A 12,078-nucleotide genomic window follows, 5' to 3' on the forward strand; every position below is an offset into this window, starting at 1 on the left:
TTTTATACTAAAGCTCCTTTAAATAATTTTATGCATTATAATCATCAACATCAAATTCACGGTTTTTAAAATAATATTTTTTATCCTCATCGGTTATCTGGCGTATTACTTTTGCCGGATTGCCGACAGCAATAGAATTTTCAGGAATATCATTTACTACAACACTGCCGGAACCTATAACGCAGTTATTGCCGATTGTCACTCCGGGATTGATTACACTGTTTCCTCCGATCCAGACATTATCTCCGATCGTTACAGCTATTCCGTATTCATATCCGGAATTTCTTGAATCAGGATGAATAGGGTGACCGGCTGTGTAAATAGAAACATTAGGAGCCAGAAGAACGTTATTGCCTATTTTTACTTTACCTACGTCTAAAATTACGGTATTAAAATTTGCGTAAAAATTATCTCCCACTTCTATATTCTTACCATAATCACAATGAAACGGAGCTCTGACGGTAATATTTTTTCCGGCGCTCCCAAGAATACTTCGTATAAGCCTTTCGGCGCATACGATATCTTCCGGATGACAATTATTAAATTTATATACTCTGACAGCATTTTCCATGCTTTCTTCCGGAAGACCATCCATCCAAGCTTTATAAGGAAGACCTGCCAGCATACGTTCCTTTTGAGTCATACAAAATCTCCTTGTTTATTATAATTTTTTCTTTTCTTCTTCTAAAGCTTTGATTAAATCGTCAATTGAATGAATATTATCCTGCTTTTTGGGTACGGTTTTCTTTACGGGCTTGTTCTGCACCGGATTTTTCTGGATCGGCTGAGACACTGTCTGCTGTCTGACAGGCTGGGACTTTGGTTCTCCAGTTTTTTCCTGTGCAGCCGGAATTTTAAATGCAGCCGTCTTTTCAAGGTCAATCTTATCGTCTGCATCAACTTTTTTATTTAAAGCCGCCTTAATAGCTGCCATCTTATGATTTTTGTCATTTCTGGATGCTTCCGGAGCAAGAGACGGTCTGCGTGTAACAGGCGCTGACGGTTTATCATCAACAGCCGCTCTGAATTTTTCAACGGCATTTTCCGATTGAATATTATTGTTATCAGAAATATTCCTTTTAGCCGCCGGTTTCATTGAAAAGTTTTCAGCAATTGAAGATTTTTTTTCTTCAAAACTTATATCCGGCTTTACTCCGGTTAACGGATCAAAAAGCGGATTTGCAGACGTACCTGACGAATCGTTATTAACGTCTTCTCCTTCCGGTTGAACATAAAACATTTCATCTTCCTCTTCGTTACCTCTTTTGCGTACAGAATAAATTTTAAAAATCAACATAGCAAGAAGAATAACACAAGGAAAAATCATTCCGACAAGTATACCGGTAATTCCTTTAAAAAATTTTATCACCTTACCAAGACTGATGCTTTCCGTTGTACATTTTGCTATAACATTTTCCTTTGGAACGTCAATTATTTCATCCTGCTTGCTGTCAGCGGAAACACGGTATACTGTACTATCCGTATTATGGACAACCTCAACGATTCTCATGACATTTTCATTCTTATCCTGTTTAAAAAGGATAACATTTCCTTCTGTCAGGACAGTAATCTCATTTTTCTCTGCTATTACAGCCGCTCCTTTTTCTAATTCCGGCATCATATCGGCAGTATTCATTATGTATATATTTTTACCGAAGATGCTTCCGGAATTGCTGCTTGAACCGAATATGTAATTAATGCCTATCGTGCACACGATACAGGCAATCAAAATTACAGTCAGTACCGCAACAAATATTGAAAATCCTAATCTTTTGCCCTTTGTCATTATTTTTTCCTCCAAAATCAATATTATTTTTATTATATCATAATATTTCAGGAATTACAATTTTATTTTTATATTTTTATAAATTTTTATTTTTATCACACACTCTTGACATATTTAAACTTTCATGTTAAAATAAATATGTTGCTTGTGTAGCACAGTTGGTAGTGCAGCTCATTCGTAATGAGCAGGTCGCAGGTTCGAATCCCGTCACAAGCTCCAGCATAAACCACATAGCTACGCCGTTTGCAAGAAATTGTAAACGGCGTTTGTTTTCGTTTTTTTGCTGTTTGTTAGCAACAGTCAAAGAAATTAAATTTAATTCAATTTTAATGCCGTAAAATATCTGTTAATTAACGTATCCGAGCTTTGTTGTATTTCACATTCGTGTACAACATACCATTATATTATTGAGAAAATCCAGCACCAAAATCAACATAAATTATGTAACGCTTTTTCCTCTTCAATCATATTCTATAACATGGAGGTGAAGTGAAATGAAAGATAAGAATGAAAGCTGTGTTGAACTGAATATCTACGTTGAATGCGATAAATGTTCTAAGTCCGAACCAATAGTATCATGTCCCGATGATAAACATGATGATAATGAGTCTTGCGTTAAAATAAACGTATTCGTTGAATGCGACGATAAGAAACACAGATACACTGTCTGATGTTATAACCTGAAATGACCGCCGATTTTTCGACGGTCATTTTTATCATTTATAAATACCAAGAATTATTGATTCATAAAAATGATATTGAACATTTCCTGGGTTAATCCGTATTTTTCAAAAAACAACTATCAAAAAACAATTTAGCCGCACAATCCTTATACGGTATTGTATTTCAAAATATCCGAATGCATATTAGTAGCAGTCAGGCACAATACGCTGTTTTCCTTTATTATATCACTTTTATCACTTTTCTTTTTCATTATCTACTTTTTTGTATATTCAAAGTTATTATTCGTGATATGAGGCATATTTTTTACAAAATTACGACTATGTACCTGATAGCACTATTAAATTCATAGTAATATTATACACATAATATTTAAGAAAAAATAAATATTTGTTCAAATTTAATTAATTTTTATTATTATGTTGATTTTTGTAAATTTTTGGTATATAATTAAAACATAACCATGGTTAAATAAATTTATTAAAGAGGTAAAAATGAAAGGTTTGAAAAAAATATTATCAATTGGATGCGCTGTACTTACATTAGCATCTTCTATGTCTTTTATTAGTGTATCAGCTGATCCGCCAACAGTTTTTAAAAATGGCTCTCGTACACAAAATGAAATTAAAAATAATTGGAGCACTTATGTTAATGAAGAAAAATCAAAATATCCAGAAACAGCTCATGATCAGCAGACTTATTGGAACGGCGGAAATTTAGATTCCTTTTCTTTAACTCCATGTACGCCAACATATGAAGGAAGCGCTAATCACGATCGATGCAATATAATGGATAGTACTACATATTTTCAATTCTATAAACCGGATTACAGTATGATAATCGAACATTATACTGATGACAGAGGTAAACCTCATAATACAACATACTCCCAATGTTATGCATTTGCCCTTAAAATAGCGTCAGATATTTATAAGGCAAGCGTATTCTGTCGGTATCCTATTGATAGTACAGGATATATAACATATTCAGACGGTACTAAAAGTTTATATCAGCCTCAATTAGGCGATGTTTTACGAATATCCACATATGAATCAGCTGCAGCAAATCACAGTATTATTATTACCGGTATTTCCGGAAGTAATATAACATTTGCTCAATGTAATGCTGACGGTCATTGTGAAATCGATTGGGATCAGACACGCATAGCATATCATAATAATTCCGGAAGCATAACATATTATGCGGCAACTGCAAGCAGACTAAGAATTTTGGCTCGTAATGGTCATGTTGAAAGAGTATGTAAAATAGGCGATTTAAATCTGGATGGTAAAATCGACTCAAATGATATTACCAAGCTTCAGAGCTTCCTGACAACCGGTAAGGCAGAATTTCCATTACAGGCCGCAGACGCTGATGAAAATCGTGTTATTAATGAAAATGATATAACGGCTTTGCAGAATATAATTAATAAAGGATCAAGTAATCTCGGACACGCTGTTCTAAATCCATATAATATAACTTCACCTATAAATAGCAATATAAATGGTGATTTTATTTATAATGGCGCTTCATATAAAATCAATGGCAGCAGCGTTTCATTTATGGGATTAATTGATAGTAGAGTAAAAAACTTCAGTATCCCTGGAATTGTATATAATTCCAATGATAATAAATCCTATACTGTTTCACAAATCGGCTATCCTGATGCCCCCAGACCCGGTGCAAACAGCGGATTATTAAATCTAGAAACTATAACCGTACCCGGAAGTGTAACTACTATACATAACTTTGCTTTTTATGGTGGTAAGCTTAAATCACTTAATCTGACCAGTTTATACGGATTAACTGAAATAAATTACTGTGCATTTACAAACTGTACTCAGCTTCAATCTGTTACTTTACCACGTTATATAAGAACTATCGGAACCAGTGCTTTTGCAGGATGTACGTCATTGACAAGTTTCAATATTGATTCGGATGCCTATGGAGTATGTCAATTAACAAAAATAAACGCATCTGCTTTTAGTAATTGTAATCAGCTAAGACAATTAAACCTTCCATTTGTAAATTCCCTTACAATTGAAAACGGTGTATTTGCATATATGGCAGCAACAACAACATCTCCTGTTAAAATTAATCTGGGCGCTCCCAAAAATCCTATTTATTCAATAATTACATTGAACAGCAGTGAGGTTGACATGTACAATAATAAAACACTTATTTTTACTGGCAGTTTAAGTAATTATACATTAAAAGACAGCAATGGAAACATAATTAATTGGAAATAACTAGTAACTAAACTTAATTGATATCGTTACAAGCGGCAAGGAGTAATTCTGCCGCTTGTAATTTTTTCTGCTAAACGTTATACGTTGGAGAAACAGATTTTTTCTCGTTCGATTGATATTGAAATTATTAACAGCGTGTGTTATAATGATATGGTAGGGAGTTTATTTTTGTGAATATGACGATCCCAGAAACAGGCATTATTACGTTAAAATTATAGGTGAAAGCAATGAATAAATCGTTTCAACAGTTTGTAAATGAAAGTAAAAATATAGTTTTCTTCGGAGGCGCCGGAGTTTCTACAGAAAGCGGGATTCCCGATTTCAGAAGTGTTGACGGTCTTTATAATCAGAAATATGATTATCCTCCGGAAATAATTTTAAGTCATGATTTTTTTATGAAAAATACAGAAGAATTTTATAGATTTTACCGTGATAAAATGCTTTGCCTTGACGCAAAACCAAATATTACTCATTTCAAACTGACTGAATTTGAACGGTCAGGAAAACTGAAAGCAATTGTTACTCAGAATATCGACGGTCTTCATCAGCGTGCCGGAAGCAAAATTGTATATGAACTGCATGGCTCAATACTCAGAAATTACTGTATGAAATGCCATAAATTTTATGATGCCGAATATATTCGTCAAAGCAAAGAAATACCCCACTGTAAGTGTGGTGGAATTATTAAACCCGATGTTGTTTTGTATCAGGAAGGACTTGACGATAATACTGTTGAAAAATCTGTGCAGGCTATTACAGACGCTGATTTATTAATAGTAGGCGGCACTTCTCTTAACGTTTATCCGGCTGCCGGACTTATCCAATATCGAAAAAGAACCTGCAAGCTGGTATTGATAAATAAAACTAAAACTTCTGCTGATATATATTGCGATCTGGTAATTCATGACAGTCTTGGAAAAATATTTGCAGAAACGGAGATAAACTGATGCAGTCATGGAATCCATGGCACGGATGTCATAAAATAAGCGAAGGATGTCAGAATTGTTATGTTTACCGTACAGATTCCAGATACGGTAAAGACAGCGGAAAGGTTGAGAAAACAAGCAATTTTGATATGCCGCTTAACAGAGACAGGTCAGGAGAATGGAAACTTCAGAACGACGGTTTTGCAGTTGCAACATGTTTGACTTCTGATTTCTTTATCAACGAAGCTGACCAATGGCGCAGCGATATATGGCAAATTATAAAAAGGCGCAGAGATCTGGACTTTTTTATTATTACCAAGCGTATTCACAGATTCTATGAAGGGCTTCCCGAGGATTGGGGAAACGGATATGATAACGTAATAATCGGCTGTACCTGTGAATGTCAGCGTACTGCTGATTTCAGACTGCCGATATTTCTTGAAGCACCCATTAAACATAAGGTTATAATATGCGCTCCGCTGATTGAAGAAATTAATTTGTCGGAATATTTAAATGAACAAATCGAACAGGTTTCTGCTGGTGGTGAATCAGGTGAAAATGCACGGATTTGTAAGTATGAGTGGATTTTATCCATCAGAGAGCAGTGCATTGAAAAAAACGTTGATTTTCATTTTCATCAGACAGGCGCAAAATTAATGAAAGACGGCGTACTTTACAGAATACCCAGAAAATATCAGCATTTACAAGCCAAAAAAGCCGGTATAAATATACGTAATAACTTATTAAAATACTAAAGGAAGTGTAACATGAAAGTAGTATTGCAGAGAGTAACTCATGCGTCGGTTAAAGTTGACGGCGAAATTAAAGGAAAAATAGGAAACGGTTTGCTTGTATTTTTGGGAGTTGGTCTGGAGGATACAGAAAAAGACGTGATAAAATTTGTTAATAAGATAGTAAAACTGCGTATTTTTTCTGATGAAAACGATAAGATAAATTTATCAGTTAATGACGTAAACGGATCTCTGCTTGTTATTTCTCAGTTTACTCTTTATGCCGACTGCCGTAAGGGTAACAGACCCAATTTTATCAATGCCGGAAAGCCCGATAAGGCCGAACAGTTGTATGAATTATTTATCAGTGAATGCAAAAAGCATGTACCAATAGTAGAAAAAGGCGTATTCGGAGCTGATATGAAAGTTGAACTTTTAAATGACGGACCTTTTACAGTAGTACTTGAGAATTTATAGTGTATATATGTTTAATCTCTTCTGCGGAGTCAATAATAAAAGCAGGAGGGATTTTTTATGTATAAAAGACTGATAATACTGGCGGTTACATTTGCATTTATGTTTTCAGTATTATATATGAGAATATATGTAATCGTTAGAAATGATGATTATATTGAGACGGGAAAAAATCAAGGCGTTTATAAGCTTACGGTAGGAAACACAAACGGAAATATTTACGACCGAAATTACAATAAGCTTATAAATAATCAGACGAATTATTATGCGGTTATAAATCCGACTTCCTCTGCGACCGAGGAAATTCTTCCGGCTGTAACAGATAAAGACGAGTTTTATTCACAGCTTGTTTACGGCAGTCCTTTTGTCTGTCAGGTAAACTGCAGCGAGTTTGAAAGCGACGATATAACAGTATTTGAAATTCCTGAAAGATACGGCGACAATCAGCTTGCACAGCATATAATCGGTTATGTACAGGACGGTAAAGGAGTAAGTGGAATTGAAGCTGCGTATGATGATTTTCTAAGATCTAATGTACAAAAAAATACCGTTACCTACAGTATAGACGGACAAGGAACTGTTTTGCAGGGACTTAATAAAGAAATTGAAGCAGATGACGAAATGACCGCAGGAGTCGTACTTACTATTGACAAATATATACAAGCAATTTGTGAGCTTGTCGGAAAGAAAATAGAAAAAGGCGCTATAGTAGTAATGGATATACGTACAGGTGATATTCTGGGCATGGCAAGCTTTCCTTCTTACAGCGTAGAAAATCTTGAAGAAGCCGTAAATAACAAGAATTCTCCTTTAATTGACAGATGTTTGTATTCATATAATGTAGGTTCAATTTTTAAGCTTATTACAGCACAGGCAGCGTTTGCTCAGGGAATCAATGAGGATTTTTCGTATAATTGTACAGGTTATACTGAAATTGACGGTCAGGTTTTTAAATGCCATGACCTCAGCGGACATGGGGTACAAAATATGACAGAAGCTATGACTAATTCATGCAACACTTATTTTATTGAACTTGCAAAGCATATAGACAATCAGTTATTTCGTGAAACCGCTGAAAAAATGGGATTTGGAATGAGCATACCTCTCGCATCCGGAATTACAGCGTCAGGAGGTAATTTACAAAGCTTAGACGATTTATCTCTGCCGGCGGAAAAAGCTAATTTTTCATTCGGACAGGGAAAGCTTATGGCGTCTCCGGTTCAGATATGTACATTTACAGCGGCAATAGCTAATGAGGGAAAGCTATTTGTACCAAGACTTGTAAAGGGAATCACAAATAACGGTGAAACAATTGTAAATGAAGAACAGATAAAATATACTCAGGTATTGGACAGAAATACTGCGTTCAGATTACAGGATCTAATGATCGCAGCAGTAAATAACAATGAAAATTCCAATGCCCGCCCCCGCAACGCATATGCCGCAGGAAAAACTTCTACGGCTCAGACCGGCAGATTCGGAACAGATGAAACAGAAATATGTCATGGCTGGATCACAGGTTATTTTCCGGTAAGCGAGCCGAAATATGCAGTAACGGTTCTGTGTGAGGACGGCGGTTACGGAAATGACTGTGCGGCTCCGATTTTTAAAGAAATAGCAGAAAGAATCACAGACATATATAAATAAAAAATATCCGGATAGTTTTTTCTATCCGGATATTTGATTATATTAGAATAGGAGAGTAAATTGTTTTAGTTTTCAACAGCTTCCTGATCTCCGAAGAGAGTATCGCCCTGAGTTACTTCCTGTAAAGTTACCTGTACATCTGTATCCTTACCATTTCTTGAAATAGTTAAGGTTATAGTATCTCCGGCCTTAAATTCATTTTTCTTTTCATTGATTTCTTCAGTAGTTGAAACAGCGGTACCATTAACACCAATAATAATATCACCTTCCTGAATACCTGCAAGATCAGCAGCACCGTTTGGAGTAACAGAGCGAACATAAGCGCCTACAGACATATTATATAGGTTTGCTGTGGTTTCATCAACGTCTATACATGTAATACCAAGCTGAGGTCTGCCTTTGACATAACCATAATTGATCAGATCGTCAATAATAGTTTTAGCCTGTGTAATAGGAATTGCAAATCCCAAGCCTTCAACAGACGCACTTGAATAAGTTGATGTCATTTTAGCAGAGTTTATACCGATTACCTGACCATAGCTGTTTACCAGCGGTCCGCCCGAGTTACCGGAGTTGATCGCAGCGTCAGTCTGGATAAGACTCATTTTTTTATCGTTAATATTGATTTCACGGTTCAAAGCCGAAACAATACCGCTTGTTACAGAACCAAAAAGTTCAAATCCCAGCGGATTTCCGATTGCAAGAACCAGCTCACCAACCTGAAGATCGTCGCTGTTTCCGAATTCAGCCGGCGTAAGACCGCTTGCATCAATTTTCAAAACTGCAATATCTGTATCTGTATCATACCCTATAATAGTTGCTTCATATTCTGTTTTGTCAGACATTAAAACAGATACGCCTGTTGCTTTTCCGTAGTTTGTATCAGTACCTGTGTCATAAATTACATGAGCATTAGTAATAATATATCCCTCTGAGGTCATTACGATACCGGTACCCGTTGCAGTGGCAACCTGAGTATTGGTCTGACCGCCGTAGTTTCCGAAGAACCAGTTGCTGCTGTTATTCTGACCGCTTACCTGAAATTCAGATGAGATGCCTACGACTGCCGGCATTACCTTTGAAACAGCATCAGGTACGGAAAGACTGTCTTCTCTGGAAGCAAGTTCGATTAAACTTTTTTCATTGGAAGCATTACTGTTTGTTTTACTTGCTTCTTTTGATGAAAGATCTGCTTCAGAACTGTCGGATGTACCACGACCGAAAAAGTTTTCAAATGAGAAATTATCGTCAATATATCTATAAGCCGATATTGAGCCTGCTGAAATTACAGCTGCACATACTGCAAAGGCAATAACTCTTGTAAAAACTTTTTTCTTCTTTTTGGGTTTTTCTTCTACAACAGTACCAGACGTGTTAATAGTATCATTTTTGGCATAATCATAGCTGAATGAGCTTTGAGTATTATTTTGTTCCTGACCGTTTTCATTATTGTTTAAATTGTTATTATTCTGGAAGTTATCCATATTTAAAACACCCTTTCTATGTAAATCATGTTTTTTGTTTTTTGCTATATTTATATTATACCTTTTTATGTGAAAATTTTATGATAACGTTTAGAAAAACCAGTAAAATGAATGTTAAGATACAATTTATATTTTGTGTATAGGAAGAATTGAAAAAAATTATACTATATGATATAATAAAAATAATAAATTTCAATAAAATAACTTCGAGGTGAATGGTTTGTTTGAGCTTCCCGATTATGTTCTGTATGTTTTGAAAAAGCTTAGCAGCAGAGGATTTGAAGCATATATTGTGGGTGGATGCGTAAGGGATATTATGCTACAAAAGATACCCAGTGATTTTGATATTACAACAAATGCACTTCCTTTTGAAATAAAAAAGTGCTTTGAAGAACACAAGATAATTGATATAGGCGAAAAGCACGGTACAGTAACAATAATAATCGATTCCCGAAAAATTGAAATAACCACATACCGAATTGACGGTACTTACAGTAACAATCGCCATCCGGATAAGGTTACATTTTCCTGTAATTTGTATGATGATTTAAAAAGGCGTGATTTTACGATCAATGCTATGGCAATGAAGTCCTCCGGTGAGCTTACTGATAATTTTAACGGAAGATCTGATCTGAAAAACAAAATTATTCGTACTGTAGGCGATCCGGTGAAGCGTTTTACAGAAGACGCTTTAAGAATCCTCAGAGCGCTCAGATTTGCTTCGCAGCTTGGATTTCACATTGAAAATAAAACAAGCGAAATGATTCACCAATATGCATATCTTATCAAAAATATATCTGCCGAACGTATCAGGGAAGAATTTGTAAAAATTCTTCTTGGAAACAGTGCAGAAAAAATTTTGAGAGAATATTGTGACGTTATTGAAGTTTTTATACCGGAAATTAAAAAATCATATGGATTTAAACAATATAGTCCATATCATAAATATGACGTATGGGAACATACTATTCATGCGGTAGGTGCATCTGTACCAGAAAAAAACGTCAGAACAGCAATGTTTTTTCACGATATTGCTAAGCCGGATTGCTTTAAATTGGATAAAAACGGAAGAGGACATTTTAAAGGTCATGCAGTTAAAAGTGCGGAAATGACATATGATATACTAAAGCGTTTACGATTTTCATCAAAAGACATCAAAGATATTATTTGTGTTATTTATCATCATAGTGATGAACTTGATAATAAACCTGAAATCAAGCTTCTTATGAATAAGATCGGCATAAAAAATTTTATAAATCTTCTTAATGTACAGAGAGCAGATTCTATGTCCAAGCAGGAATTTTGCCGTGAACGTCTGAAAAAATCCAATTGGCAGGAAAAAACAGCAAAAGAAATAATACAAAACAAAGAGTGTTATACTTTAAAAGGACTTGCAGTTAACGGTAATGATCTTATGAAATTGGGATTTGAAGGCAAAGAAAACGGCAAAATGCTTGAGTATTTATTAAAAGAAGTTATATATGAAAATTTGGAAAATAATAAAATTTCTATTATAAATTATATAAAATCATTAAAATAATATGTTGAAACTTGTTAATATTCACATTTTTTCATAAATCTCTTGACATTTCGCTTGAGATGCGATATAATAAATAAGCTGATTCAAGCAATGGAGAGGTGTCCGAGTGGTTTAAGGAGCTGGTCTTGAAAACCAGTGATCTCGCAAGGGACCGTGGGTTCGAATCCCACCCTCTCCGCCATTTTATTTTATATTCTTTTTGTCATTATGGAGAAGTACTCAAGTGGTGACGAGGCGCCCCTGCTAAGGGCGTAGGGTGGGAAACTGCCGCGAGGGTTCAAATCCCTCCTTCTCCGCCATATTGTGACTATAAAAAAGATGAATAGTCCGCAAAGTCCGTATCTACGGGTTTTTTTGCTACTCTGACGGCGAAAAATCAAGCTTAAAAACCATGGATGAATGAACCCAATAAGAAGGATTCGAACCCGCGATTTTTTAATATTTCAGAATTCAGAGGCAAATTTGGGAAAAGTAATCTCAGATATGCCTTTTTTCATATGTAGAATAGTATAAAACTTTTCAAGACCGTTTTGTCTGGTATCACGAATTTCGTGATGCCG

10 protein-coding genes and 3 tRNA genes are annotated in these 12,078 nt (G+C 35.3%); 10 read left to right on the forward strand and 3 right to left on the reverse strand.

The window, feature by feature from the left end:
* Positions 1-28 precede the first annotated feature (28 nt).
* Together OCV67_RS10605 and OCV67_RS10610 are read right to left on the reverse strand one after the other, a co-directional pair.
* Positions 29-643, reverse strand: a complete 615-nt coding sequence (locus tag OCV67_RS10605; RefSeq protein WP_147643958.1) for a sugar O-acetyltransferase — start codon at positions 641-643, stop codon at positions 29-31.
* A gap of 18 nt (positions 644-661) precedes the next feature.
* Positions 662-1,786 (reverse strand): hypothetical protein, encoded by a 1,125-nt coding sequence (locus OCV67_RS10610; RefSeq protein WP_147643959.1) that lies wholly within the window; start codon positions 1,784-1,786, stop codon positions 662-664.
* A gap of 143 nt (positions 1,787-1,929) precedes the next feature.
* Between OCV67_RS10610 and OCV67_RS10615 the strand changes: the two genes are divergently transcribed.
* The 7 genes from OCV67_RS10615 to OCV67_RS10645 all read left to right on the forward strand — a co-directional run bounded on the left by OCV67_RS10615 (position 1,930) and on the right by OCV67_RS10645 (position 8,494).
* Positions 1,930-2,005: transfer RNA gene (locus OCV67_RS10615), tRNA-Thr, on the forward strand.
* A 275-nt stretch (positions 2,006-2,280) separates the two neighbouring features.
* Complete coding sequence (locus OCV67_RS10620; RefSeq protein WP_178085101.1) at positions 2,281-2,457, forward strand: hypothetical protein; 177 nt, start codon at positions 2,281-2,283, stop codon at positions 2,455-2,457.
* 504 nt (positions 2,458-2,961) lie between these two features.
* Positions 2,962-4,716, forward strand: a complete 1,755-nt coding sequence (locus tag OCV67_RS10625; protein WP_147643960.1) for a leucine-rich repeat protein — start codon at positions 2,962-2,964, stop codon at positions 4,714-4,716.
* Between the two features lie 227 nt (positions 4,717-4,943).
* Positions 4,944-5,663, forward strand: coding sequence for an NAD-dependent protein deacylase (locus OCV67_RS10630; RefSeq protein WP_147643961.1), 720 nt, complete (start codon positions 4,944-4,946; stop codon positions 5,661-5,663).
* Positions 5,663-6,397, forward strand: a complete 735-nt coding sequence (locus OCV67_RS10635; RefSeq protein WP_147643962.1) for a DUF5131 family protein — start codon at positions 5,663-5,665, stop codon at positions 6,395-6,397. The genes OCV67_RS10630 and OCV67_RS10635 overlap by 1 nt, the downstream gene beginning before the upstream one ends.
* Positions 6,398-6,409: 12 nt before the next feature.
* Complete coding sequence (gene dtd / locus OCV67_RS10640; RefSeq protein ID WP_147643963.1) at positions 6,410-6,850, forward strand: D-aminoacyl-tRNA deacylase; 441 nt, start codon at positions 6,410-6,412, stop codon at positions 6,848-6,850.
* 57 nt (positions 6,851-6,907) lie between these two features.
* Positions 6,908-8,494, forward strand: a complete 1,587-nt coding sequence (locus tag OCV67_RS10645) for a peptidoglycan D,D-transpeptidase FtsI family protein (protein WP_147643964.1) — start codon at positions 6,908-6,910, stop codon at positions 8,492-8,494.
* A gap of 65 nt (positions 8,495-8,559) precedes the next feature.
* Here the strand turns inward: OCV67_RS10645 and OCV67_RS10650 are convergent, their stop codons facing one another.
* Entirely contained in the window at positions 8,560-9,978 is a 1,419-nt protein-coding gene (locus OCV67_RS10650; RefSeq protein ID WP_147643965.1) for a S1C family serine protease, read from the reverse strand.
* A 220-nt stretch (positions 9,979-10,198) separates the two neighbouring features.
* On the opposite strand from OCV67_RS10650, the gene OCV67_RS10655 reads away from it, so the two are divergent.
* The 3 genes from OCV67_RS10655 (at position 10,199) to OCV67_RS10665 (ending at position 11,817) form a co-directional block, all read left to right on the forward strand.
* Positions 10,199-11,518 carry a CCA tRNA nucleotidyltransferase gene (locus OCV67_RS10655; RefSeq protein ID WP_147643966.1) on the forward strand — a complete coding sequence of 440 codons (1,320 nt, stop codon included), beginning with the start codon at positions 10,199-10,201 and terminating at the stop codon, positions 11,516-11,518.
* A 92-nt stretch (positions 11,519-11,610) separates the two neighbouring features.
* A tRNA-Ser gene (locus tag OCV67_RS10660) sits at positions 11,611-11,699 on the forward strand.
* 28 nt (positions 11,700-11,727) lie between these two features.
* Positions 11,728-11,817, forward strand: a tRNA-Ser gene (locus tag OCV67_RS10665).
* Positions 11,818-12,078: the final 261 nt, after the last annotated feature.

Source organism: Porcipelethomonas ammoniilytica, from assembly GCF_025567485.1.
Classification (GTDB): Bacteria; Bacillota; Clostridia; order Oscillospirales; family Ruminococcaceae; genus Porcipelethomonas; species Porcipelethomonas ammoniilytica.